The organism is Pseudomonas putida S13.1.2 (assembly GCF_000498395.2).
Classification (GTDB): domain Bacteria; phylum Pseudomonadota; class Gammaproteobacteria; order Pseudomonadales; family Pseudomonadaceae; genus Aquipseudomonas; species Aquipseudomonas putida_Q.
The window spans coordinates 1,538,233-1,563,824 of the sequence record NZ_CP010979.1 but is presented as its reverse complement, the minus strand read 5'-3'; the positions used below and the strand labels follow the sequence as shown (position 1 = coordinate 1,563,824).

Below are 25,592 nucleotides of genomic sequence, written 5' to 3'. Positions count from 1 at the left end.
CCACCGAAACCGACACCCTGCATACGGTCGGGATCAACAGGCATTATGCCGGTTCTGACCGGCATAAAGACGGCGAGCTAATCAGGTGCTGCAATGCGTGAGCTGGATGCAAAAGATCGTGAGATTCTTGAAGTACTTTCGAAGGACGCGCGCATTGCGCTCAAGGCATTAGCCGGCCGCATAGGCCTTTCCAGAAGCGCCACGACCGAACGCGTTGCCAACCTTGAACGCAGCGGGATCATTCGTGGTTATCGGGCGGATATCGGCGAGATAGACGCCAATGTGATACGCGCGATCTTGCTGGTGACGTTACAGCGCACGCCTGCCATGGGGTTGCTTGACCAGCTGGCTACTGACGCACGCGTGCGGCGGGTTTCCTCGGTGAGCGGTCAGCTTGATCTGGTGGTTGAAGTGGAGACCCGGACCATCGACGACCTCAACCAGGTTCGCGACAATGTCGCACGCCACGAATCCGTGGATGACATTACCACGTCGGTCGTCCTGCGCCGTGATATCGACCGCCAGGGTGCCTGACGACCTGCAAGATGGCACGGGCTTCACCGGTGCCATCCACGCCGGGTGTATCAAGTTTCGCGTATATGCCGCTCCTGGCGTTCCTGCCGCTCCTTGGCCTCAATGCTCAGTGTCGCCGTTGGCCGCAGCAGCAAGCGCTTGAGGCCGATGGGCTCGCCGGTGTCCTTGCACCACCCGTACTCACCCCTTGCAATGCGCTCCAGGGCTTCGTCGATCTTGTCCAGCAGTTTCTTTTCCCGCTCAAGCAGGCGCAGCTGCCATTGCCGTTGCTCTTCCATAGTGCCCAGGTCAGATGGGTCGCTGCTTGGCTCGAATGCGCGCATGAGTTCGAACTCGCTGGATATTCGGGCTTGCAGCTCATTGCGCTGCGCCAACAACAGGTCGCGGAAGAACCCCTGCTGCCGAGCATCCATATAGGCCTCTGCAGGCATGCAAAGCAGGTCTTGTTCGGTCATGTCTATTACGCTCGCGGCAGCATTCGAAGGTCGGCCCAGGTTGCAAATGACTCGTCACTTGGCTTAAGTTGTTACTTTATAACATTCGCTAAGGAGTTCTACAATGAAACCAGGCATTCACCCCGACTACCGCCCCGTTCTGTTTCACGATGTGGCTGCCAGTGCCTTCTGGCTGATCCGCTCGACCATCGAAACAGACAAGACCCACGTGCACACCGATGGCGTCAGCTACCCCTACGTCACCCTCGACGTTTCCAGTGCCTCGCACCCGATCTACACCGGCCAGGAACGCAAGGCGAAGGCCGAGGGCCGGGTGGCGGGGTTCAACAAGCGGTTTGCAGGTTTTACTGCCAAGTAAGAAAAAGCCGCTTTCGGTCCAGGGAAAGCGGCTCTTCCAACCCATCATCGCGCAGCCTCAAGCCGCCCAGGTTTCCTGAAGATGGCGCCATAACACGCGTCCCCCTACAGCACTGAACAGTGCGGTCGATATCCGTGTCTTCGCGTTCTGGCCGGGCAAATGGTGCGTCTCGCGATAGCACACCACTGCACCCTCCGGCCATTGTGCGATGGTTTCCAGTTCGGCGACCTCAATGCTCAACCCTGGCTGAGACCCTGCACGCTGAGCAAACAGGGATGAAACATCGCCCAGGCCTACCTGAGCACCGGCAGGTGTCACCATCGCAAAATCCGCGTGAAACCGCTCGACCATGGCTGCAACAGAACCCTCCCCCCTGGCGAAGAGCGCCTCGATCAATACGTGCAGATCAATGACTTCTTTCAGATACCGATTCATGGCGTTCCTTTCGTTTGACAAGTGAGCGTATCCGCAGACAGATGAGGACTGCCAGGCAGGTTGCCTGCACCCCTCCTGCCAGCATGAATGTGGCTTGGTAGGCTTGACGTGCCCCCAAGAGCATGGTCAGCAAGCTGAATACCAGGCTGACGGCTGTGACGCCCAGGCAGAAACTCAACTGCCGGTTCAGGGCCCACAGGGTACTGGCCTGGCCAAGTTCGGATGAGGCCAATGCTGCAAAGGCAGCGCTTTGCGCGACGCTGGTGCATAAGCTCCCCCCGACACCGAGCAGCGCGTAGGCAACCATGAGAGAAGACGTGCTGGAAGCCATCGCCAGCAGCGCATAACCCGGTATCTGCAGCGCCAGCCCCAGCAGCAGTAATGGGGTGGGCCCGGATGATCTGTAACGCCAGGTGGTGCAAGCGATCGCCAGCGCTGCCCCCAAGGTCCATGGCAACATCAGGCTGCCCGCTGCGCTTGCGGTCCATCCAAGCTCGGCCTGAAGGTAAAGCATGGCCAACAGGTTTACCCCGATGAACAGGCCCGGCACAGCCAGGTACAACATGATCGATCCGGCGAAAACGGGCTCGCGCATTACCGAAAAGTCCAACAGGGGTGCAGCGATACGCCGTGAGTGACGCAGGTAGCTGCCGAGCAAGATTGCAGCCAGTGCGGCCCAGGCCATAGCCATGCCACCCTGGCCACCACCCGCATCAGTCATACCCAGCAAGCCGCTGGCCACCCCTCCCCCAGCCAGTAGCAAGCCTTTGCCATCAAAGGGTTCATTGCGCGCGGCTGGCGGCGGGCGTGGTAACCAGCAAGCACCCAGGATCAAGGCCAGCAGTGCCATGGGAAGACTGGCGAGCAGCACCCACTGCCAGGGCATCCGTTGCGACAACCAACCGCCTGCCAGGGGTGATACGGCTGGCGCTAGCAAGCCTATGGCCATGATCGCCATGGTCACCCTCGGCCGCTCATGCGCCGAATACAGGCGGTAGACCAGTGCCTGGCCCAGAGGAATGAACAGCCCGGCTGCAAAACCCTGCAGGCCGCGTAAAGGTAACAGCGTTGCCATCTGGCCCGACCAGGCGATCAACAGTGTGGTGCCTGAGAAAAACACCAGTGAGCCGAGCAGTACTGAGCGCTCGCCCATGCGCTGCCCCAGCCATCGGCTGGGCAACATCCCCAGCATCAGCCCGAGTAGATAGGCTGTACTCACCCAAGCCAGCGTGGCGACATCAGCGTGCAGGACTTCACCTATCTTCGGTGAAACCACGGCGGTGATGAAGGTATTGATCAGGTCTACGAAGAAACCCAGCAAGTAGAACAGCGTGATACGACGACGCAGGTTGAGTAAGGCCACGGTGAACTCCAGTCAGCGAGCGTGACTGTAACCCTGCACTGACTGCGGCATAAGTGCTGTAATATCGCCCAGACTGTTAACTGATTTTTGACAATCATGCTCGACCTCAATCGCGTTGCCAGCTTTGTCGCCGTTGCAGATAGCGGCAGCTTTACCAAGGCTGCCCAATTGCTGGGCCAGTCCAAGGCGCGGATCAGCTTCAATGTACGGCGTCTGGAAGCTGAACTGGGCGCCAGCCTGCTGGCCCGTAACACCCGCCGCACCGTGCTGACCGATTGCGGTGAACGGTTTCTGCTTGAAGCGCGTCAGCTGCTTGACCAGGTGGAGCGCGCGACAGCCAGCGTGCAACAGTCATCCGCGGGGCTTGGCGGGCGGTTACGCATCACCAGTACCTCAGCCTTTGCACAGCGTGCAGTGCTGCCGGTGCTGGCAGACATGGCAGAAGCTCATCCCGATCTGTCGATCGAGCACGTAGCGTCATCGCACCTCTGTGACCTGGTTGCTGAACGCTTCGACGTCGCAATCCGGCTAGGCGAGTTGGCGGACTCCGATTACAAGGCCGCCAGGATTGGCGACTATGCCTTGCAGCTGGTCGCCAGCCCGGCGTATCTGCTACGGCACCCGGTTGGCTCAACGGAGGCGCTGGTCAACGTGCACTGGCTGGCTCATACGCACCTGAGCGATGCGCCCTGGCGCTTCTTCAACTCACAGTCCATGACCGAAAGCTGCCAGTTCGTGCGCCCGTCCCGCTTTCAGGCAGATAGCGCAGAGTCGTTGCTGGACATGGCCTTGCGCGGGCTCGGGGTTGCGCTTCTGCCAAGCTGGTTGGTAGACGACGCCATCGCGAAGGGTAAGCTCAGCGCCGTCCTTGACCCACAACACTTTGCACGGCAACCCATTCATGCGTTGTACCGCAACAGCATGTATGTACCTGCTGCAATACGCGTTTTCATTGACCAGCTGGCAGCCCGATGGGCCCTTGAGGACACCGGGCTGTAACAGCCATATCACGTTGCTGGCACAGCTCGCATGCGTGCAAGCACGCCCTGAATCTCCCCAACCACCTGCCGGGTTGCCTCGTCGATCGTCCCTTCATTGCGGCACAGCACCCAGCCGTGCGCTGCAACGGCACGCTCGAACGCCTCGGTACAGGCCACCTGTTCATCCAGGTTGTGGATCACCGTACTGCCCAGCCCACGCGTACGCGCCGCGGCCCGTGCCCATGAGGTTTCAGGGGCTGTGACAACCCCGACATGCAAATCCGGTACTTGCACCTTTCGTTCGAGGTTCAGGCGCAAGATCTGGTCAAACGGTACCGTGCGGCGGAACGCAGCGTCAGAGGGGTACCAGCGATCAATCAGGATGATGCTGTCAGCTGGCTGCCTGGGCAGCACATGCCGGGAAATCCAGGCGCGGCTCTCTGCAAAGCGCTCGCACACCTTGAACTCCAGGTCCCGGCATGGGCTTCTGGCAAGCTGGTTGACCAGGGCCATGGTCTCGCCCCGGCAAGGGTCGTTCTTTCTTTCACAAAGGCGGATCACCTTGTTCCCGTCCAGCCGCAAGGCTTGAGTGACGGCCTCCAGCAGCGTGGTCTTGCCGGTACCCTTGGGCCCATCAATGGAAACAAACAGCGGGCGGTTCATCGTTCAATACCAATAGGCTAAGGCGCGGGATAAGACCATTGATCGTGGCTCGTCTTCAAGCGATTCTCTTTCTACGTCAACCCTGAGCCTTCCAACCCACTTGCTCAAGGGCCGCCAGCAACCGCTTACCGTCCAGGCCCGGCACCTCTCGCCCATCCTCTGCCTGCATGGTCCTGCCTGCCAGGATCGCGTTGACAATAGCCTCTTCTACCGCCTCGGCTGCCGCCGCGAACAGCGGCGATATATGGTCGTTGTTGACCATCGCCACTTGCGCTGTCCTCGGCAGATCGCGGCGATTGTAGTCGGCAGGCGCCAGCCCGGTATTCCCCGTCGAGAATGCCAGGAAGATATCGCCACTGGAGTCATCGGTGCCGCCGCCCGTGCGGGCAATACCCAGCGCAGCACGTTGCGCCAGGCGTTGGCACTGATGCGGCAGCAGCGGTGCATCGGTGGCCAGTACCACCACGATCGAGCCCATGCCGGGGGTATCCTGCTGGTCAAATGGCGTGGGCAGGTCAAGCAACACCCGGCCGACGGGATAGCCATCCACCCGCAGATCGCGGCGCTGGCCATGGTTGGCCTGGACAAAGGCCCCCACCGTCCAGCTACCCTGCTCTGCCGGCAATACCCGCGACGCGGTACCGATGCCGCCTTTGAATTCATGACAGATCATGCCGGTACCGCCGCCTACCGCACCCTCGGTCACCGGCCCGCCACAGGCAGCCCCCAGTGCATGCTGCACCAGGTCCGCATTTACATGCTGGCCCCAGATGTCGTTCAGCACGCCGTCGTAGGTCTCCATCACCACCGGCATGCACCAGTAGGTCGACGCGTCCGCCAGGGTTGCATGCTCATGGGCGATGAGTGCATCGCGCACCACGCCGACGCTGTGCGTGTTGGTGGTGGCAATGGCTGTCGTCAACAGGCCCGCCTCACGAATCCACTCCAGGCCTGTGGCGTCGCCATTGCCATTGAGCACATGGCAGCCGGCAAAGCACGGTTGGTAGCGCGCCGGGCCTTCGCGGGGCTCGATGACACTGACACCGGTGCGTACAGGCTTGCCATTGTGGTGCTTGTCCAAGGTGGCGTGGCCAACGCGCACACCCGGCACATCGGTAATGGCATTGTGGGGGCCAGGCCGACCAAGGCCCAGCGTGATACCGAAATCGCGTGCTCGCATCTTGTCTCTCGCTCAAAGTTTCTGGAAGGCCGGGCTCAACTTGCCATACGTGCCGTACAGCAACACGGAGGTAAGCAGAATGCCAAGAATGATGAAAATGTCCCGGGCTGAAGCCGTACTCAACAGGGTCGTCAACAGGTACCCGGCCCCGGTCACCGCAGCCAAGGCCGGCAGTGGCCACAGCGGCATCCGGTAAGGGTGCTCACGGTCGCGGCGCAGTACGCGGCTGAACAGCGCGCACAGCCCGACTACCAGGTACACGCACAGGATCAGCAGCACGGTGAAGGACGTGAGCTCCGACAGGTTGGAACTGAACGTCAAGGCAGCGGAAGGCACGGCGAGGAACAGCGTGGCCAGCCAGGGCGATTCCCACTTGGGGTGAATGCGGATGAAGGCGCGGTTCAGGGTCGGCATCCACAACGCATCCCGCCCGCTGCTGTAGATCACCCGCCCACTCTGGATGACCAGGGCAATGATGGCATTGAACACCGATAGGAAAATCCCGGCGCTGACCAGGCGCGACAGCGTTTCGTTGCCATGGGCCGTCAGCAGGTAACCGATAGGGTCCGGGCTGGCCAGCATTGCCTCAAGCGAGGGTGCACCCACCAGCAGCGCAACCAGGGGGATCACTTCGATGGCCACCACCAGCACCAGTGACCACAAAACTGCCTTGGCAATACCACGCCCGCCACATTTCATGTCTTCGGCCAGCAACACGGCGCCGCCATAACCGTTGAAAGAGAACAGCGCAGTGCCCACCGCACCAATCACCAGCGCCCAGGGCGCCGCGTGCAGTATCCCGTTATCGAGTACCAGCGGGCTGAGAAGGCTGCTGACCGGTTGCTGGGCGTGGCCAAAGCCCAACACCACGATCACCATCAGTGCCGCCACCTCAAGGAACAGGCAAATGCCGGTGACCCACGCGTTGAGCTTGATGTTGAGAATGCCAAGCAAATAGCCCAGTGCCACAATCACCAAGGCCACCGTCTGCCCGTCAAGCTGGGTGCCGAGCGCTGCATTCAGGTAAGTGGCTGCCCCCGTGGCCAAGACCGGTGGAATGAACACCAGCATCGCCAGCACGGTTAGGAAAGTGGCGTAACCGGCCATCCCGCCAAATACCCGCTTGGCAAACACGTATTCACCCCCTGCCGCACCGTGCGCGCGGCCCAGTTCGGCATAGCAAAGCGCAAACATCAACGCCAGCACACCCCCCAGCACGAAGGCCCAGATCACACCTGTACCTGCCTGGGCGATAGCAAAGGGCGCAATGACGAAGACGGAGCTTGCGGGTGTGACCGAAGACACGGTGATGGCGACTACATCTGCGACGCTCAGCGTCGGTTTAAGTTTTGGGGTGGGTGCACTACAGGACGTCATTTGTTCATCCTCACGTTGTTGTTAGTGTCAGAGGCAGAACCAGGAAGAGAAACGTGGCGGGCTCGACGGCCCGCTTGATAGGTATGAAATCTATGCGGCGCCACCCGCCAGGACAATTCCCACTAAGGGGTACCCCCGGTTGACAGCTGAGGCAAAGCGGGTGCCAATGCGCTACTTCTTTCAAGGACGCTGTCGTGGAAATTCTCTTTCATGAGGTTGCCGGCCACACCGCGCTGGCCAGAACGATCGAGCAGATTGGCAGCCCGCGCTTCTGGCGTCAGCTGATCCTGGTGCTGAGGCATTGGGTGCCGTTCGACAACGCGCTGGCGATGCACTTCCCTCCCCAGGGCGCCCCACAAGTGCTGGAGGAATACGATGCAGCGCCAGCGCCCGCAGCGGGTGAGCTGTACCTCGACGGGTTGTATCTGCTCGACCCCTTCTACCAGGCCGCCCGCGAAGGCTTGGCCAGTGGTTGCTACCACCTGGAAGAAGTGGCGCCAGACCATTTCTGGCAAACGGATTATTACCAGAACTACTTTCAGGACCATGTGCTGGTCGACGAAGTCCAGTTCCTGTTGCAGCTGCCCGATGGGGTATTGTCGCTGTCACTGGGCATGCGCCGCGCTTTCGACGCAACAGAGCTGGGCAAGCTCAACCTGATCAGTGCCTGGGTGCTGGCGCTGCTTGGGCAGCACTGGGCGCGTAGTGGCGTGCCGGTGCACGTGCAGGCACCGGTTGGCGATGCGTTGGCCAGGTTTGCCCAAGGCCTGTTGTCCGAGCGAGAACTTGAAATCGCCCGCCTTATCCTGCGCGGCTACTCGTCGAAAGCGATGGCGCAACGGCTGGGGATCTCGCCAGAAACCATAAAGGTGCACCGGCGCCACCTGTACGCGAAGCTGAACATCTCGTCTCACCCCGAATTGTTTTCGATGTTCATACGGGAGCTGGGGTTCGCAGATGAACGGGGGGAGACCCCATCAGCCTGAAAAGGCAACCACCCGGCAATGCCCAAGGCGGACAATGCCTGCTAGGCTGACGATGGCGGCCGTCCTGGCAGCCTACTCTTTACCCTTAGGCACGGGCCAAATGACCTTCGACCCACAAGTAAACCTGACCAACTGCGACCGCGAACCCATCCAGATCCCTGGCAGCATCCAGCCCCACGGCTGCCTGCTGGCCTGTGATGCGTCCGCGACAGTGGTGCTGCGCCATTCGGTCAACGCCCCGCATCTGCTGGGCCTGGCAGGCGATATCAACGGCCAGAAGCTGCACACGGTGCTAGGGGACGAGGTAGCCCATACCCTGCGCAATGCCCTGGCCCGTACCCGCGAAGCCTCGCGCCCTGCACTCAGCTTCAGCGTGATGCTGCCCAACGGCCAGGCCTTCGATATCGCCGCCCACCTGTTCAAAGGTACGGCAATCCTGGAGTTTGAACCGGCCGGTGCCAGCATCGCCGAGCCCATCGAGCTGGCCCGTACCCTGATTGCCCAGCTGCGCGAAATCGACCAGACCAGCAAATTGTTCCGCGACGCTGCCCGCTTTATCCGGGCCGTACTGGGCTACGACCGGGTGATGATCTACCAGCTCGGCGCAGACGGTGCCGGCAAGGTGGTCGCAGAAGCCAAACGTGGCGATCTTGAAAGCTTCATGGGCCAGTACTTCCCCGCCTCCGACATCCCGCAGCAGGCCCGAGCGCTTTACCTGCGCAACCCGATCCGGGTGATTTCCGACGCCCAGTTCAAAACGGTCGCCATCGAGCCGGTCCTTGACCCGTCAGGCGAACCGCTCGACCTGTCCTACGCGCACCTGCGCAGCGTATCGCCGGTGCATTGCGAGTACCTGTGCAACATGGGCGTGGGTGCCTCCATGTCGATATCGGTCATCGTCAACGGCGAGCTATGGGGGTTGATCGCCTGCCACCACTACGCACCGCGTACTCTGGCCATGGGGCAGCGGGTGGCCGCCGAAATGTTCGGCGAGTTCTTCGCGTTGCATATCGAGACCCTGCGCAGCCGGCAAAAACTCGAAGCCGCCGTACGGGTTCACAAAGCACTGGACACCATCGTGCGCAATGCCAACCAGTCAGCGGACCTGGATGGGTTCTTCCACTCACGCCTGCCGCGGCTGATGTCGCTGATCCCCTGCGATGGCATCGGCATGTCGCTGCAAGGCCGCTGGGCAACGGCCGGGCTGGCAGTGCCCAAAGCTGCCGTGCCCGACCTGTTGCGTCTGGCGGATATGGTCACCGATGGCCGTACCTGGGCGTCCAACCGCCTGTCGATGGTGCTTCCCTCTGCCCAGGCGTACTTCAGCGACGTATCCGGCGTGCTGATCATCCCGATGTCGCAGCAGCCGAGGGATTACCTGATCTTCTTTCGCAAGGAGGTCATCGAGACGCTCGACTGGGCCGGGGACCCGAACAAAACTTACGACAGCGGCGCGCTGGGCGATCGCCTGACGCCGCGCAAAAGCTTTGCCATCTGGAAAGAAACCGTTCACCAGCAGTCGCTGCCCTGGACCGAACAGGACCGCCAATTTGGCGATGCCATCCGCACCGCCATCGTCGAAGTGGTGCTGCACAACAGCGAGCTGCTGGCCAGCGAGCGCTCGAAGGCTGAAGTGCGCCAGCGCATCCTTAACGAGGAGCTCAATCACAGGGTCAAGAACATCCTGTCACTGATTGGTGCGCTGGTTGCCCACCCGACCTCCGAGAGCCAGACCCTCCAGGACTATGTGGCCACTCTCAAAGGGCGTATCCAGGCATTGTCACTGGCCCACGACCAAGTGGTGCGCGGTGATGGTGGCGGCCGCCTGGCAATGCTGCTGGAGGCCGAGCTTTCACCCTATCGCACGGCTGCCGGGGTGATCGAGCTGCAAGGCCCGAACGTCATCCTCGACGCGCGCGCCTACTCGGTGATGGCCCTGGTGCTGCACGAGCTGGCCACCAATGCGGCCAAGTATGGTGCGCTGTCGCAGGCCGGCGGCAAGCTGTCGGTGAGCTGGGCAATCGACGCCGCCAACGCCTGTGCCATCTGCTGGCGTGAAAGTGGCGGGCCCACGGTACGCCCGCCCAGCCGCACTGGCTTTGGCTCGGTACTGATCGACCGCAGCATCCCGTTCGACCTGGGCGGCACCAGCACGGTGGAATATTACCCCGAAGGCCTGCAAGGACTATTCAGAATCCCGGCCAAGCACCTGACCGTCGCCGAAACGTTCGAACCCGCCATACCGGCCGCGGCCATGACCATGGCTCGTGTAGATGATACTTTTGCAACACGGGCGGGCTTGTGCGTGCTGATCCTCGAAGATCAGTTGGTGATTGCAGTCGGCTTGGAGCAGATTCTCAACGATGCTCACATCAAGGACGTGATCACCGCCAATTCCGAAGATGAGGCAATGCAACTGCTCGCCCGCCGCACACCGGACGTTGCGATACTGGATGTCAACCTGGGCACCGGCACATCCATTTCCGTGGCCGATGAACTGGTACGCCGTCAGGTTCCATTCCTGTTTGCCACAGGCTACGGCGATGGCATCAGCATTCCCGAGCACTTGAAGGGCGTCCCCGTAGCGCGCAAGCCTTACGACGCCAACAGCATCCTGGCCAGCCTGCGGGGCCTGTTGGATCGCTGAAAGGCGATACCAGGCCGCTCCTCAGGGAAAGGCGCCAGCCTTGCGCTGGCGCCGTACCTCAGGGCTTACACCGCCAGCGCGCGCTCACGCAGCTCGCTGTTGAGGATGCGGTCGTTCTCGCTGTAATCGACCGGGCAGTCGATCACGTGCACGCCTGGGGTCTTGATGCAGTGTTCCAGCAGTGGCAGCAGGCCTTCGGCGCTTTCCACGCGATGACCATTGGCACCGTAGGCTTCGGCGTATTTGACGAAGTCCGGGTTGCCGTAGTCCAGGCCGAAATCGGTGAAGCCCATGTTGGCCTGCTTCCAGCGGATCATGCCGTAGCCATCGTCACGCAGGATCACCACGGTGATGTGCATGCCCAGGCGTACTGCGGTTTCCAGCTCCTGGCTGTTCATCATGAAGCCGCCGTCGCCGCACACCGAGATCACCGGGCGGTCCGGGTGCACCAGGTGCGCCGCCATGGCCGATGGCAGGCCGGCGCCCATGGTGGCCAGGGCGTTGTCCAGCAGCACGGTGTTTGGCTTGTGCGCCTTGTAGTTACGGGCGAACCAGATCTTGTAGATGCCGTTGTCCAGGGCAACGATACCTTCGGACGGCAGAACGCGACGGATGTCGGCAACCAGGCGCTGCGGGTAGACCGGGAAGCGGTTGTCGTCAGCGCCTTCGGCGATCTGGGCTTCGTTGGCTTCACGAATCGCCATCAGGCGGGTGAAGTCCCAGTGCGAGGTGTCGTTCAGCGCTTCGCTGATCTGCCACACGGCGTTGGCGATGTCGCCAATCACTTCAACCTGTGGGAAGTAAACAGCATCGACTTCGGCAGAGCGGAAGTTGATGTGAATGACCTCGGTGCCACCACGGACCATGAAGAACGGTGGCTTCTCGATCACGTCGTGGCCGATGTTGATGATCAGGTCGGCGGCTTCTACGGCGCGGTGAACGAAGTCACCCGACGACAGCGCAGCGTTACCCAGGAAGCGCGGGTGGCGCTCGTCGACCACACCTTTACCCATCTGGGTGGTGATGAACGGGATACCGGTCTTGTCGATCAGCTGCTTGAGGACCTTGGCGGTCATCTTGCGGTTGGCGCCGGCGCCGATCACCAGGATCGGGTTGCGCGCGTTCTGCAATTTCTCGACGGCAGCTTCGATGGCGACGTGCTCGGCCAGCGGGCGGCGGTGCAAGCTGCGCGGGATCGGCAGGGCGTCGGTCTGCTCGGCGGCGATGTCTTCCGGCAGTTCCAGGTGTACCGCACCCGGCTTTTCTTCTTCAGCCAGGCGGAAGGCTTCGCGCATGCGGGCCGGGATGTTGTCGGCCGAGGCGAACTGGTGGGTGTACTTGGTGATGGGGTCCATCATGCCGCACACGTCAATGATCTGGAAGCGGCCCTGCTTGGACTTCTTGATCGGCTTCTGCCCGGTGATCATCATCATCGGCATGCCGCCCAGGTAGGCGTAGGCGCTGGCGGTGACCAGGTTGGTGGCACCAGGGCCGAGGGTGGACAGGCTGACGCCGGTCTTGCCGGTCAGGCGGCCGTAAGTGGCAGCCATGAAGCCTGCAGATTGCTCGTGACGGGTCAGTACCAGCTTGATCTTCGACTTGCGCAGGGATTCGAGCAGGTCGAGGTTTTCCTCACCAGGAATGCCGAACACATACTCGACACCTTCGTTTTCCAGACATTGCACAACGACATCGGCGGCCTTGGCCATTTGGGGTACTACCTCAAAATCTTTGTGGGATTGCAGCTTTATGACGCTGCGTGACTGAGTTATTGCAGGATGTCTCAGTGGCGCGCATCGTAGGCCCTCTGGTTAATAATAATAAATATATTGTTATGATGCTTAGCATCACAGTTCGTTATGAATGGTAGAACGCCTCAATGAACCTCAAGGCATTGCGCTGCTGCGTCGAGATTGTGCGCCAAGGCAGCTTCACCAAGGCTGCGCAGCATTTGCACATCGCCCAGCCTGCGCTGAGCATGGCCGTCACCCGCCTGGAAGAAGAACTGGGCGTGACCCTGTTCAACCGCACCACGCGCAAAGTCATCCTTACCGCCGAGGGCGAACAGTTCCTGCCACGCATTGCGTCGGCGCTGCGCGAGATGGATGTTGCCCGGCAAGAGCTGCGCGACATGGCCGACCTGAAACGCGGCGAAGTGCGCCTGGGCATCCCGCCCATGTTCGGCCTGCACTATGTACCGGGGTTGATGAACGCCTTCCGCCAGCTGTATCCAGGCATTGCCATGACCGTGTTCGAAGGCAGTGCCGAGGACATTGGCCATCGCCTGGAACAACGGGAAATCGACCTGGCACTGCTGGAGTCCAGGCGAGTGCCGCCCGACAAGGAATCGATCCTGCTGGGCAGTGACGAGATGCTGGCGTGCATGCACCCTGACCACCCTTATGCCGGCAAAGCCTTTCTCACGGCGCAAGACCTGCGCAATACCGACATGGTCGTGTTCGACCGCACGTTCGTTCAACGTCACCTTCTGGACGCGTTCTTCGCCGAGCATGGCATTACTTACCAGGTGGCGTTGCAGAGCAACTTCGTCTCGCTGGTGGTGCAGGCCGCGCTGGACAACATGGGCGTGGCGACCCTGCTGCGCTCGGTCCAGCAACGCACGCCGGGCATCGTCGGGGTGCCGTTCCGGCCCGCGCAGCAGATGAGCTTCAGATTGTGCTGGCGCTCCGGGGAATACCTGTCGCTGGCCAGCAAGCGGTTCATCGACTTTGCTGCGCAGACGCATTACCTGGAGCGGTGAGGCTAGCCTGTTCCGGCCCTTTCGCGGCTAAAGCCGCTCCCACAGGTACGGCGCATGCCTTGAAGCCAGTGCGATCCATGTGGGAGCGGCTTCAGCCGCGAACACCGGCAACGCCGGTGCCAGACCACCGCAGCCGTTCTAGGGTACCGCAGTTTTCAACGCCAGATGGGCGATCACCTGCTCAGCCGCCCGCCCCAGGCAACCCTTGAAAAAGTGGTTTGCACCCGCGTACACCGACACCGCCCGTTGCTCTGGGCCGGCCCATTGCAGCAGGTTGGCCAGCGGCGCCATTTCATCCTGTTCGCCATGCAGCAGCAGGCAATCCGCAGGCACCGGCAATGGCTCGTAATATCGCCCGCCCGGTACATCACCCACCGGCAGCCCCAGCAACGCCACTGCCTGCAACTGCCCTTTAAGCGCACAGGCCACACGGGCGAACACATAGGCACCAAAAGAAAACCCGACCAGGCCTACCGGTAGCTCAGGCAACTCCCGTCTGAAGTGACGGATGACCGCGATGCAGTCTTGCGCTTCGCCGATACCCTCGTCGTGCACACCTTGTGTCTGCCCTACCCCACGGAAACTCGGCCGCACCACCAGCCAACCGGCTGCGCACAGCTGCCGCGCCAGGGTCAGCGGTACGATATGGCGCGGGCTACCGCCCAGCAGCGGTTGTGGGTGACTGACCAGCACCACCCCCTTGGGCGGCCCGGCGGGGTAGTCGATCAGCAGCTCGATCTGGCCGGCCGGCCCATCGATAAGCAACGGGTTACGTGGTGCATCCGACATCGTGTTCGTCCTTGCCAGCCAAATGAGTGGCGCCTGATCACGCCGTTTGCCGCGGGAGGCTGCGCATCACCAGCAACACCAGCACGACACTGGTCAATGCCAGTGCCGACAGCGTTGCCAGCACCCCCATCGCGCCGAAGTGCTGGAACAGGTAGCCACCCGCCAAGGGCGTCAGCGCCTGGCCAACCAACGATGGGCGCGACATCTTGCCCATCAGCGCAACATACTGGGCTGGCGGCATCAAGGCCAGCGGCAGCAGCCCCCTGACAATCGCGCGCAGGCCATTGCCACAGCCATACAGCAGCAGGCCCAGCGCGGTCACGCCCGGCGCCACGGCCACCAGCGTCAGGCCGACGGCGACCAGCACCGATGATACCAGTGCAGTCCAGATCGGGTGGCGCTTGCCGGCGATGATCTGCAGTACCCGCGATGCCACCTGGCTCGGCCCGAGCAAGGCACTCAGGCCAATGGCAGTCGCAAGCGAATGGCCCTGGCCCTGCAGTACCGCCACCAGTTGCACCGAAACAGCAGTCATGATGATCGCGCCAATGGCGAAGATTGCGGTCAGCAGCCAGTACAGGCGGCGGTCCACAGGCAGATCGCTCGTCGCCGTCGCGCCCTGGGCCTTGTGTGCGGGCTGGCCTGCCGGCAACACCCAGAGGTACAACGGCGCCACGGCAACGATCAGCACCAGCGCATAAGCCGTACACGCCGTGCGCCAGCCCAGTTGCTCGATGGCCAGGGCCACCACCGGCCAGGTGATGGTGGTGGCAAACCCCGAAATCAGGGTGATACCGGTAATCGCCCGCCCTGCCCGTTCCGCATACAAGGCCCCGAGGGTGGCAAACAGCGCTTCATACAGCCCCATTGCCATCCCCGCGCCAATGATCACCCAGGCCAGCAGGAACACCAGCAGGCTGTGGCAGTTGGCAACCACCAGCAAGCCCAGCCCTACTACCACACCGCTGGCGGCCAGTTGTGAGCGGCCGCCATAACGCGCCACCAGGCGGCTGGACAGCGGCGCCAGCAGCGCCGAAACCATCAGGCCCAGCGACAGCGCCCCATACACCCAGCCGCTGTCCCAGCCAGTCTCGCGCAGGATTGGCTTGCCCATCACCGCCAGCAGGAAGAACGAACCACCCCACACCAGGATTTGCAGCAGCCCCAGCCAGAAAATGCCCAAGGGCCCGGGAAAACGTACGCCAGCATTCACTAAAGCAACCTTATCGACCAAGCGGGCCGGATGTCGGCGCACGCAGGTGGCAGTCTAAAAGAGCAGGCGTACGGCTTGCCATAACATCCCGGCATTTCAGTTATGCGCTCGCTGTAGTGTGCCGGAAATCCAAGAAGAGTACTTTTGTACTCCGCCCGGTAACCCAGTGATGAAACCGTCGAGCGGCCATTCAAGACCGCACGCAGAAAGGGCCAAAAGCCCCAAGCCGGTCAGCTTCCTCGACGTTGCCGGCAAATATTGACTATGATCCCGCCTTGAACGTTTCAGCATGTTTCAAAAGGGATACAGATGTCAGTCCAGGAAATACCCCCTCTCCCCACTAAAGGCACCGTCGCGAAGATGGAGGCCGCCATGGCGCTGGGCAGCTTTGCCATCGGCACCGGCGAATTCGCCATCATGGGCCTGATGCCCGACATCGCCAGCAACCTGCAATTGAGCGAGCCCCAGGTGGGCCATGCCATCAGTGCCTACGCACTGGGGGTGATGGTTGGCGCCCCGACGCTAGCGATCCTGGGCGCCCGGCTGCTGCGCAAGCACATGCTGTTGCTGCTGATGGCACTGTACGCCGTTGGCAACCTGGCGACCGCCTTCGCCCCCTCGTTCAGCAGCCTGGTTGCCTTCCGCTTCATCAGCGGTCTGCCCCACGGCGCCTACTTCGGCATTGCCGCAGTGGTGGCATCGAGCATGGTGGCCAAAGACCAGCGCGCGGGTGCGGTTGCCCGGGTGATGATGGGCCTGACCTTGGCCATGTTGCTCGGTAACCCGGTGGCCACGTACCTGGGCCAGTACTTTGGCTGGCGTTCGGCGTTCGTGCTGGTTGGCGCCATCGCGCTGTGCACCATCGCCCTGGTGTGGCGCTTTGTGCCCCAGCGCCACGACGAAGTGCGCAGCGACCCGCGCAAGGAACTGCAAGCATTTACCCTGCCGCAGGTGTGGATGGCGCTGGCCATCGCCTCGATCGGCTTTGCCGGCATGTTCACGGTATTCAGCTACCTGGCGCCGACCATGCTGCAGGTGACCCAGGTGTCACCACAGTGGATTCCGTTCGGCCTGGCGGCGTTCGGGGTGGGCGGCATCGTCGGCAACATTGCCGGCGGCAAACTGTTCGACCGCCTGCAGTTCCGCGCCGTGGGGCTGGTGCTGGTGTGGTCGATCGCCGTGCTGCTGTTCTTCACCTTCGCCGCCCATGCGCTGTGGAGCCTGCTGTTGGGTATCGGCCTGGTGGGCACCATGATTGCCCTGGCCGCGCCGCTGCAGATCCGCCTGATGGACATTGCCCATGAAGCGCCGAGCCTGGCAGCTGCGTCGAACCATGCAGCGTTCAACCTGGCCAATGCGCTGGGGCCATGGTTGGGTGGCATGGCGATTACAGCGGGCATGGGCTGGACCAGCACCGGGTATATCGGCGCGGCGACTGCGCTGGTTGGCCTGGGTATCTATCTGGTGGCACGACGGATGAAAGGCGGCCACTGAGGCCAGCCATGTGGGGCTGCTGCGCAGCCCTTTCGCGACACAAGGCCGCTCCCACAGGTACATGACGGCCTTCGAGGCAAATGCAAATCCTGTAGGAGCGGCCTTGTGTCGCGATGGGCTGCAAAGCAGCCCCAAAAATCTCAAATCCACCCAATCCACAGTGGACCCGCAGAAAACGCTACCCTACCCCCTTCTGCACACGCTACTGCCGAGCCCTCCATGTTCGATTGGGAAGACCTGCGTCATTTCTGCGCCTTTACCTCGGCCGGCTCGCTGTCCGCCGCGGCCAAGACGCTGGGCGTCGACCACGCCACCGTGGCCCGGCGCATTGCTTCGCTCGAAGCCTCGCTCAAGCTCAAGCTGGTCGACCGGCGCCCCCGCGCTTATGCGCTCACCGACGAAGGCCGACGCGTTGCCGAACTTGCCGAGCAGATGACGCTGTCCTCCTTCGCCCTTGAACATTTCGCCAGCGCCGGCCAACACGCGGTGGAAGGCGAAGTGGTGCTGTCGGCACCACCGGCACTGCTCGGGAGCATCGTGGCCCGGCGCCTGGGCGAACTGTACCAGCGCTACCCACAGTTGCGCCTGAAGCTGGTGGGCAGCAAATCAAAGGCATCCTTGGCCCGCCGCGAAGCCGACATCAGCATCGCCCTGGCCCGGCCCACAGAACCGACCCTGGTTGCCAGCCTTCTGGGCCACCTGGCCTACCGGCTGTACGCCTCGCCCGGCTACTTGGCCAGCGCGGCGGCCCGGCGCTACATCGGTTACGACGAGTCGCAGGCCAGTTCCCCTCAACAGCAATGGCTGAACCGTCAGGCCGGCCAGCAGCCGTTCGTGCTGCACAGCAATGACCTGCGCATCCAGGCTCAAGCCTGTGCCGGCGGCATCGGAATCGCCTGCCTGCCCGCGTTCATGGCGCAGGAGCACGGCCTGAAGGAAGCCGGCAGCGCCGAGCAGACCATGAGCATCGAAATCTGGCTGGCAGTGCATGAGGACGTGCGCGCCACCCCACGGATCAAGGCGGTTACCGACTTCCTCCAGCAACAGGTGCGGCCATTGCTGCGCTTGTGAATTTTTGCGGATGGGACCTGCATCAATACGGAATTTTCGCGCAAGGCTGCCCGCGTTAGGCTGACACCATCACTAACGCCCTTGAAGGAGACGACAATGCAATACGTAAAGCTGGGTAACACCGGGCTGGACATCTCCAGGCTGTGCCTGGGCTGCATGACCTTCGGCGAACCCGACGCCGGCACTCATCCCTGGACGTTGGGCGAAGACGCCAGCCGACCTATCATTCGCCATGCCGTCGAGCAAGGCATCAACTTCTTCGACACCGCCAACAGCTATTCGGCCGGCACTTCGGAAATCATCCTCGGCAAACTGCTGAAGGAATTCACCCGCCGCGAAGAAACCGTGATCGCCACCAAGGTGTTCTTCCCGGCCAACATGTGGGAAGGCGCCAGCCGGCCCAACGAGCAAGGCCTGTCGCGCAAGGCGATCATGGCCAACATCGACGCCAGCCTCAGCCGCCTGGGTACCGATTACGTCGACCTGTACCAGATCCACCGCTGGGACTACCACACCCCCATCGAGGAGACCATGGAGGCCCTGCACGACGTGGTCAAGGCCGGCAAGGCCCGTTACATCGGTGCATCGTCGATGTACGCCTGGCAGTTCGCCAAGGCACAGCAGGTGGCGGCCAGCAACGGTTGGAGCCGTTTCGTGTCGATGCAGAATTACCTCAACCTGATTTACCGCGAAGAAGAACGCGAAATGATCCCGCTGTGCCTGGACCAGGGGGTCGGCCTGATGCCCTGGAGCCCGATGGCCCGCGGGCGCCTGACCCGGCCGCACGGGCAGCAGACCGCACGCACCCGCAGCGATGTATCCGGCCAGTCGTTCTATGAAAAGACCGAGGTGGAAGACGGCCGGGTGATCGATGTGGTCGAGCAGATCGCTGGCGAACGGGGCGTGCCGATGGCCCAGGTTGCGCTGGCCTGGGTACTGGGCAAGGCCGGCGTCAGCGCCCCTATCGTCGGCGCCTCGAAGCCCGCCCACCTGGACGATGCACTGGGCGCGTTGTCACTGCAGCTGAGCGAGGCCGAGGTGGCGCGCTTGCAGGCCCCTTACGTCCCCCATGCGGTAACCGGCTTCAAGTAGGGCGGGCTTGCGGCAGCTCGATGCGCACCCGCAGCCCGCCGCTGGTTGCGGCCAGCGCGGTGATGCAGCCGCCATGCAGGGCGATGGCCCGCTGGGCAATCGCCAGGCCCAGGCCAAAGCCATCGTCGCTGCTGTCGGTACCTCGGTCGAACGGCTCGAAGATGCGCTTCAGCCGCGCCGGGCCTACGCCCGGACCGTGGTCGCTGACACTGACCTGGAACCATTGCCCGCCCGGTGCCAGCGCAGCCTGCACCAACACTTCTGTGCCGGCGGCGGTGTAGCGCACGGCGTTGCGGATGATGTTCTCGAACGCCCGGTACAGCAACTCTTCATGCCCATGGATAAGAAACGCGCCTTGGGCTTGCAGGGACACCTGGCACTGTTTCATGCCCGCCTCGAAACGGGCGTCTTCAACAATCTGCGCCAGCAGCTCTACCACATCCACACTGGCAAAGTCGCTGTCGCCCTGCCGAGCCTGGGCGCGGGCCAAGGTCAGTAGCTGCTCGATCAGGTCGTCCATGCGCCGTGACTCGCGCTCCACCCGCTCCAGCATGTCATGTCGGTCGGGTTGCTGACGCATCAGGCCGATGGCGGCATGCATGCGGGTCAGCGGTGAACGCAGTTCGTGGGAAATATCGTGCAGCAGGTTCTGCTGCGCCTGCACCAGGGCCTTTAGCTGGCCGGCCATGCGGTCGCAGTCCTCGGCCAGTTCGACAATCTCGTCGCGCCGCTTGCCCAGCCTGGGCTTCACGCGCACATCGAACCTACCCTGGGCCACCTGGGCCATGGCTTCGCGCAGCCAGGCCAACGGGCGAGTCAGGTAAAGGCTGCACAGGAAGGCAAACAGCGCACTCATCAGCGTGCCGGTGAACAGCGGGCCCATGCCCCGCGGGCGCGGCGGTTCGCCAAGCACCGTGGCCACCGACGCACGCAGCACCAGCGGGCGACCCTCGCGGTCGCTCAACGCCTGCTCGAAACGCGACACCGGCACCGCCCTGCCCGCCAGCAGCTGGCCTTTACTGTCATAAAGGCCCACTTGCACATCCGGCGGCTGCGGTGACACCTCCAGCAGTTGCCGGCCTGCCTGCTCACCGTAACGCTGCAGTAGCTGTAGTTCGGTGGCCAGCAGCGAACGCAGCGCCGGGGTATCGCCGCGCCAGTCATTGAGCATGAAGGCACCCGCACCCACCAGGAAAGTCAGGCAGTTGGCCAGCCAGAACGCCAGGAACAGCTTCCAGAACAGGCGCCGGCGCATCATTCGACTATCAGCATGTAGCCCATGCCACGCACGCTCTGGATCCAGCTGCTGCCGTCGGCACGCGGGCCGAGCTTTTGCCGGATGCTGCTGACGTGCACGTCGATACGCCGGTCATAACGGGTCAACGGCCGGCCCAAGGCATTGAGTGACAGGTCCTGCTTGCTGACCAGCTGGCCAGCCTGGCGGGCCAACGCTTCGAGCAGGCTGAACTCCGAGCCGGTCAACTCCAGCGTGGCTTCGCCCCAGTGCGCTTCACGGCGGCCCGGCCACATTTTCAATGCGCCCGTGCGCACGTGTTCGGGCGCACTGCCCTCACCCGTGGGGTGCGGCTGCACCCGGCGCAGGATCGCCCGCAGGCGTGCGACCAGTTCACCCGGGGAGCTGGGCTTGGGTACATAGTCATCGGCCCCCAGCTCAAGGCCGGCAATACGGTCGATATTGTCGCCACGGGCAGTCAGCAGCAGCACCGGCACCTGGCTGCGCGCACGCACGCGCCGCAGCACTTCGATGCCAGAGATACCCGGCAGCATCACGTCCAGCACCACCACCTGGAAGTGACCGGACAACGCCTGGGTCTCGCCTTCTTCACCGGTAGCCACCGCCATGGCCTGGAAGCCTTCGCGCGCCAGGTACAAAGAAAGCATTTCAGTCAGTTCGCGGTCGTCGTCGACCAGCAGCACAGGGATCATCGGGGCCAGATATCGCAATTGCAGGGGCTGTAATGATCGCCCCGGCGGCCGGGGCTGTCACCGCCGGCCGGTCGGACTTTACACATCTTTACCCTCGGCTAACCGCGCCGTACACAGCCCGCCCGTATCCTCATCGCCCGCTGCCAGCGGGTTGCCCGCGCTTGCTCCCCTACGAATCCGCTTGTCTGGAACCCCCGATGAACTACCCGCGCCTGTTGCTCTCCATCCTGTTGCTGAAAGCCACGTTGGCCCAGGCCTCCCCTTTCAGGATCGCCGACATCCGCGTCAACGGCCTGCAGCGGGTTTCCGCCGGCAGTGTCTTCGGTGCCTTGCCGCTGAACGTCGGTGACCAGGCCGATGACCGCCGCCTGGTGGACTCGACCCGTTCCCTGTTCAAGACCGGGTTCTTCCAGGACATCCAGCTGAACCGCGATGGCAATGTGCTGATCATCAACGTGGTCGAGCGCCCGTCGGTGTCGAGCATCGAGATCGAAGGCAACAAGGCGATCAGCACCGAAGACCTGATGAAGGGCCTCAAGCAATCGGGCCTGGCCGAAGGCGAAATCTTCCAGCGTGCCACCCTTGAAGGCGTGCGTAACGAGCTGCAGCGCCAGTACGTGGCCCAGGGCCGCTACTCGGCCGAGGTTGACGCCGAAGTGGTACCGCAGCCGCGCAACCGTGTGGCGCTGAAGATCAAGATCAACGAAGGCACCGTCGCTGCCATCCAGCACATCAACATCGTTGGCAACAACGTGTTCGACGATGAAACCCTGGGGCAGCTGTTCGAGCTGAAGACCACCAACTGGCTGTCGTTCTTCAAGAACGACGACAAGTATGCCCGCGAAAAACTGTCCGGTGACCTGGAGCGCCTGCGCTCCTACTACCTGGACCGCGGCTACATCAACATGGACATTGCGTCCACCCAGGTGTCCATCACGCCAGACAAGAAACACGTCTACATCACTGTCAACATCAACGAAGGCGAGAAGTACACCGTTCGCGACGTGAAGTTGTCCGGTGACCTGAAAGTGCCGGAAGACCAGGTCAAGTCGCTGCTGCTGGTGCAGCCGGGCCAGGTGTTCTCGCGCAAGGTGATGACCACCAGCTCCGAGCTGATCACCCGTCGCCTGGGTAACGAAGGCTACACCTTCGCCAACGTCAACGGTGTGCCGCAGCCCAACGATGAAGACCACACGGTCGACATCATGTTCGTGGTCGACCCGGGCAAGCGTGCCTACGTCAACCGCATCAACTACCGCGGCAACACCAAGACCGAAGACGAAGTGCTGCGTCGCGAAATGCGCCAGATGGAAGGCGGTTGGGCTTCAACCTACCTGATCGACCAGTCCAAGACCCGTCTGGAGCGCCTGGGCTTCTTCAAGGAAGTCAACGTCGAGACCCCGCAGGTAGCCGGCACTGACGACCAGGTCGACGTCAACTACAGCGTCGAAGAGCAAGCCTCCGGCTCGATCACCGCCAGCGTCGGTTTCGCCCAGAGCGCCGGCCTGATCCTCGGTGGTTCGATCAGCCAGAGCAACTTCCTCGGTACCGGTAACAAGGTGTCCATCGGCCTGACCCGCAGTGAATACCAGACCAAGTACAACTTCGGTTTCGTGGACCCCTACTTCACCGCCGACGGTGTCAGCCTGGGCTACAACCTGTTCTACAACAGTACCGACTACAGCGACTACTACGACGATGGCGTTTCGTACTATGCGATCAACAGCTACGGCGCCGGTGTCAGCTTTGGCTACCCGATCAACGAAACCTCGCGCCTGACCTACGGCCTGACCCTGCAGCATGACGATATCTCGCCGGGTACCTATAGCGCCGACGAGATCTACGACTTCATCTCCCGTGAGGGTAAGAGTTTCAACAACCTCAAGGCGTCGATCGGTTGGTCGGAATCCACCCTCAACAAAGGCGTGTTGGCCACCCGTGGCCACTCGCAAAGCCTCACGCTGATGGCCACAACCCCTGGCAGCGACCTGTCGTTCTACAAACTGGACTACAACGGCCAGGCCTTCCTGCCGGTGACCAACAACACCTCGCTGCGCCTGCACACCGAGCTGGGCTATGGCAATGGCTACGGGTCCACCGACGGCTTGCCGTTCTATGAAAGCTACACCGCAGGGGGCCAGGGTTCGGTGCGCGGGTTCAAGGACGGCACCCTCGGCCCGCGCAACACCCCGGCCACTGGTACCTACGCCAGCGCCGGTCAGGCTTACTATTCTGACCGCGACACCGACGTGCTGGGGGGCAACATCCTGATTACCGGCGGCGCCGAATACATCTTCCCGTTGCCGTTCGTGAAGGACCAGAGCCAGCTGCGCAGCTCTGTGTTCGTCGACGCCGGCAACGTTTATGCCGACACCTGCTACCTCTCGACCACCCAGGGCTGCGGCAGCGTCGACCTGGCGCAGATGGCCGTGTCGCTGGGGGTTGGTGTGACCTGGTACAGCCCGATGGGGCCACTGAGCTTCAGCCTGGCGGCGCCATTGAAAAAGCCGGATAACGCCGAGACCCAAATCTTCCAGTTCTCGCTGGGGCAAACCTTCTGATACACCAGCCATGCACGGCACCTGTAGGAGCGGCCTTGTGTCGCGATGGGCTGCGCAGCAGCCCCATAAGTTGTTGCCGTGACGCTGAAATCCAAGGGCTGCTGCGCAGCCCATCGCGACACAAGGCCGCTCCTACAGGGACCGCGTCGGGCCTGTTTGAGTATTACCCGCTTTTACCCCCGCTTAACCCAAGTTGACAGTCACCTTGCCTAAGCTGGCCAACACCCGAACCCGCCCAGCAGGACACCCTCATGCCTCCGTTCACAGCCTGTTTCCCCACATCACTGCGCCACGATGAAGTACCGATCGCACTGCTCGACCTGGTCCAGCAGCGCCTGGCCAGCCTGCTCGGTCCACGCTTTACCGTGGTGCTGGGCGGCAGTGGCGATGGCGCCGGGGTCAGTCATTACCACCTGGCGATACACCACAACCAGAGCGGTGTTTCGCTTGAGGACTACGGCGACGTCGGCGCCGGCTTCATCGAACGCCTGCTGCGCATGAGCGCCCAGGTCAGGGATATGCTCGACTCAGCCACGTTCGACCGTATGGCCAGCGACGACCCAGGCCGACCGCTGGTATGGCTCAGCGAGCTGGCCAGCTACGGGGAAAGCATTACAATGCGCGCCCCAATCTGAAATATGTTTTTCCCATGAAATCACTGCTTTACGCTGTAACCTTAGTGTTTTCCTTCACCCTCCCTGCGTTGGCCAACCCACCGGCAACGTTCACCGAGGCCAAGGTGGTGGCCAAGCAGAAGGTGTACCTGGACCAGGCCAGCAGCGCCATGGGCGACCTGTACTGCGGTTGCAAGTGGACCTGGGTGGGCAAGTCTGGCGGGCGTATCGATGCTGCTTCGTGTGGCTACCAGACGCGCAAGCAACAGAACCGCGCCGAGCGTACCGAATGGGAACACATCGTGCCCGCCTACACCTTTGGCAACCAGCGCCAGTGCTGGAAGAACGGCGGCCGCGAGCATTGCGTGGACAACGACCCGGTGTTCCGCGCCATGGAAGCCGACTTGTTCAACCTCTACCCGGCCGTGGGCGAGGTCAACGGCGACCGCAGCAACTTCAACTACGGCATGGTCGCTGGCAATGCCGGCGAGTATGGCCAGTGCACCACCAAGGTCGATTTCGTCCAGCGCGCCGCCGAACCGCGCGATGAAGTCAAAGGCCTGGTGGCCCGTACCACGTTCTACATGTTCGACCGTTACCAACTGAGCATGTCGCGCCAGCAGCAACAGCTGCTGATGGCCTGGGACAAACAGCACCCGGTGTCGGCCTGGGAGAAAGAGCGCGACCGGCGCATTGCCGCGATCATGGGGCATGCCAACCCGTTCGTGAGCGGGGAACGCAAGTGGACGGCTGGCTACAAGCCGGTTGGCAGTGGCGTGGTGCAAGCGGTGCCGGTGAAAGCCGCCAAGGCAGAGGCCAAGCCGAGCCTGGCCAGCGTCCAGTCAGTCGGGGCCGTGCTTGGCAACCGCAACAGCCACGTCTACCACCTGTCTGCTGGTTGCCCGGGCTATAACCAGGTTGCAGCCAAGAACCAGGTTACCTTCGCTAACGAGGGTGAGGCGCAGGCAGCGGGCTATCGCAAGGCAGGTAACTGCCGATAGACCTGTATCGTACTGGGGCTGCTGTGCAGCCCATCGCCGGCAAGCCAGCTCCCACAGGGACTGCCCAAGGC

The 25,592-nt window shown here is 62.4% G+C and carries 23 protein-coding genes; 12 read left to right on the top strand and 11 right to left on the bottom strand.

The window, feature by feature from the left end:
* Positions 1–93 precede the first annotated feature (93 nt).
* Positions 94–534: an Lrp/AsnC family transcriptional regulator gene (locus tag N805_RS07085; protein ID WP_016714074.1), complete on the top strand. Its 441-nt coding sequence runs from the start codon at positions 94–96 to the stop codon at positions 532–534.
* Positions 535–584: 50 nt separating this feature from the next.
* Here the strand turns inward: N805_RS07085 and dksA are convergent, their stop codons facing one another.
* A complete protein-coding gene (gene dksA / locus N805_RS07080) occupies positions 585–989 on the bottom strand; it encodes an RNA polymerase-binding protein DksA (RefSeq protein ID WP_019473562.1) in 405 nt (134 codons plus the stop codon).
* 103 nt (positions 990–1,092) lie between these two features.
* Between dksA and N805_RS07075 the strand changes: the two genes are divergently transcribed.
* Positions 1,093–1,347, top strand: coding sequence for a type B 50S ribosomal protein L31 (locus N805_RS07075; protein WP_019473563.1), 255 nt, complete (start codon positions 1,093–1,095; stop codon positions 1,345–1,347).
* 57 nt (positions 1,348–1,404) lie between these two features.
* Here N805_RS07075 and N805_RS07070 read toward each other — a convergent pair whose 3' ends face one another.
* Positions 1,405–1,782 carry a hypothetical protein gene (locus N805_RS07070; RefSeq protein ID WP_019473564.1) on the bottom strand — a complete coding sequence of 126 codons (378 nt, stop codon included), beginning with the start codon at positions 1,780–1,782 and terminating at the stop codon, positions 1,405–1,407.
* Complete coding sequence (locus N805_RS07065) at positions 1,754–3,145, bottom strand: MFS transporter (protein WP_019473565.1); 1,392 nt, start codon at positions 3,143–3,145, stop codon at positions 1,754–1,756. The genes N805_RS07070 and N805_RS07065 overlap by 29 nt, the downstream gene beginning before the upstream one ends.
* Before the next feature lie 96 nt (positions 3,146–3,241).
* Here N805_RS07065 and N805_RS07060 point away from each other — a divergent pair, with 96 nt between their 5' ends.
* Positions 3,242–4,144: a LysR family transcriptional regulator gene (locus tag N805_RS07060; RefSeq protein ID WP_019473566.1), complete on the top strand. Its 903-nt coding sequence runs from the start codon at positions 3,242–3,244 to the stop codon at positions 4,142–4,144.
* A gap of 8 nt (positions 4,145–4,152) precedes the next feature.
* Here N805_RS07060 and N805_RS07055 read toward each other — a convergent pair whose 3' ends face one another.
* The 3 genes from N805_RS07055 to N805_RS07045 form a co-directional block, all read right to left on the bottom strand.
* On the bottom strand, positions 4,153–4,788 hold the full coding sequence (locus tag N805_RS07055) for a dTMP kinase (protein WP_019473567.1): 636 nt from the start codon (positions 4,786–4,788) through the stop codon (positions 4,153–4,155).
* Between the two features lie 76 nt (positions 4,789–4,864).
* Positions 4,865–5,968, bottom strand: coding sequence for a P1 family peptidase (locus N805_RS07050; RefSeq protein ID WP_019473568.1), 1,104 nt, complete (start codon positions 5,966–5,968; stop codon positions 4,865–4,867).
* A 12-nt stretch (positions 5,969–5,980) separates the two neighbouring features.
* Positions 5,981–7,345 (bottom strand): APC family permease, encoded by a 1,365-nt coding sequence (locus N805_RS07045; protein WP_026034673.1) that lies wholly within the window; start codon positions 7,343–7,345, stop codon positions 5,981–5,983.
* A gap of 194 nt (positions 7,346–7,539) precedes the next feature.
* Between N805_RS07045 and N805_RS07040 the strand changes: the two genes are divergently transcribed.
* Entirely contained in the window at positions 7,540–8,331 is a 792-nt protein-coding gene (locus tag N805_RS07040; RefSeq protein ID WP_019473570.1) for a helix-turn-helix transcriptional regulator, read from the top strand.
* A 100-nt stretch (positions 8,332–8,431) separates the two neighbouring features.
* On the top strand, positions 8,432–10,978 hold the full coding sequence (locus N805_RS07035; protein ID WP_019473571.1) for an HWE histidine kinase domain-containing protein: 2,547 nt from the start codon (positions 8,432–8,434) through the stop codon (positions 10,976–10,978).
* Between the two features lie 65 nt (positions 10,979–11,043).
* On the opposite strand, the gene N805_RS07030 is transcribed toward N805_RS07035, so the two are convergent.
* Entirely contained in the window at positions 11,044–12,687 is a 1,644-nt protein-coding gene (locus N805_RS07030) for an acetolactate synthase large subunit (protein ID WP_028612933.1), read from the bottom strand.
* Positions 12,688–12,857: 170 nt separating this feature from the next.
* Here N805_RS07030 and N805_RS07025 point away from each other — a divergent pair, with 170 nt between their 5' ends.
* A complete protein-coding gene (locus N805_RS07025) occupies positions 12,858–13,739 on the top strand; it encodes a LysR family transcriptional regulator (protein WP_019473596.1) in 882 nt (293 codons plus the stop codon).
* Positions 13,740–13,877: 138 nt separating this feature from the next.
* Here N805_RS07025 and N805_RS07020 read toward each other — a convergent pair whose 3' ends face one another.
* Together N805_RS07020 and N805_RS07015 are read right to left on the bottom strand one after the other, a co-directional pair.
* Positions 13,878–14,528 (bottom strand): alpha/beta hydrolase, encoded by a 651-nt coding sequence (locus N805_RS07020; protein WP_028612934.1) that lies wholly within the window; start codon positions 14,526–14,528, stop codon positions 13,878–13,880.
* Positions 14,529–14,565: 37 nt separating this feature from the next.
* Positions 14,566–15,690 (bottom strand): MFS transporter, encoded by a 1,125-nt coding sequence (locus N805_RS07015; RefSeq protein ID WP_028612935.1) that lies wholly within the window; start codon positions 15,688–15,690, stop codon positions 14,566–14,568.
* A 360-nt stretch (positions 15,691–16,050) separates the two neighbouring features.
* Between N805_RS07015 and N805_RS07010 the strand changes: the two genes are divergently transcribed.
* The 3 genes from N805_RS07010 (at position 16,051) to N805_RS07000 (ending at position 19,398) form a co-directional block, all read left to right on the top strand.
* Complete coding sequence (locus tag N805_RS07010; protein WP_028612936.1) at positions 16,051–17,235, top strand: MFS transporter; 1,185 nt, start codon at positions 16,051–16,053, stop codon at positions 17,233–17,235.
* Positions 17,236–17,454: 219 nt separating this feature from the next.
* Positions 17,455–18,306: a LysR family transcriptional regulator gene (locus N805_RS07005; protein WP_028612937.1), complete on the top strand. Its 852-nt coding sequence runs from the start codon at positions 17,455–17,457 to the stop codon at positions 18,304–18,306.
* Between the two features lie 96 nt (positions 18,307–18,402).
* The gene (locus tag N805_RS07000; protein WP_028612938.1) at positions 18,403–19,398 is read left to right on the top strand and encodes an aldo/keto reductase; all 996 of its coding nucleotides are present in this window, start codon (positions 18,403–18,405) and stop codon (positions 19,396–19,398) included.
* Here the strand turns inward: N805_RS07000 and N805_RS06995 are convergent.
* Positions 19,391–20,656 (bottom strand): HAMP domain-containing sensor histidine kinase, encoded by a 1,266-nt coding sequence (locus tag N805_RS06995; protein WP_028612939.1) that lies wholly within the window; start codon positions 20,654–20,656, stop codon positions 19,391–19,393. The genes N805_RS07000 and N805_RS06995 overlap by 8 nt on opposite strands.
* Positions 20,653–21,345, bottom strand: a complete 693-nt coding sequence (locus N805_RS06990) for a response regulator transcription factor (RefSeq protein WP_028612940.1) — start codon at positions 21,343–21,345, stop codon at positions 20,653–20,655. The genes N805_RS06995 and N805_RS06990 overlap by 4 nt, the downstream gene beginning before the upstream one ends.
* A 197-nt stretch (positions 21,346–21,542) precedes the next feature.
* On the opposite strand from N805_RS06990, the gene bamA reads away from it, so the two are divergent.
* The 3 genes from bamA to N805_RS06975 all read left to right on the top strand — a co-directional run bounded on the left by bamA (position 21,543) and on the right by N805_RS06975 (position 25,521).
* Entirely contained in the window at positions 21,543–23,906 is a 2,364-nt protein-coding gene (bamA, locus tag N805_RS06985; protein ID WP_028612941.1) for an outer membrane protein assembly factor BamA, read from the top strand.
* Between the two features lie 251 nt (positions 23,907–24,157).
* Positions 24,158–24,541, top strand: coding sequence for a hypothetical protein (locus tag N805_RS06980; RefSeq protein ID WP_028612942.1), 384 nt, complete (start codon positions 24,158–24,160; stop codon positions 24,539–24,541).
* Positions 24,542–24,555: 14 nt separating this feature from the next.
* Positions 24,556–25,521: an endonuclease gene (locus tag N805_RS06975; protein ID WP_028612943.1), complete on the top strand. Its 966-nt coding sequence runs from the start codon at positions 24,556–24,558 to the stop codon at positions 25,519–25,521.
* Positions 25,522–25,592 lie beyond the last annotated feature (71 nt).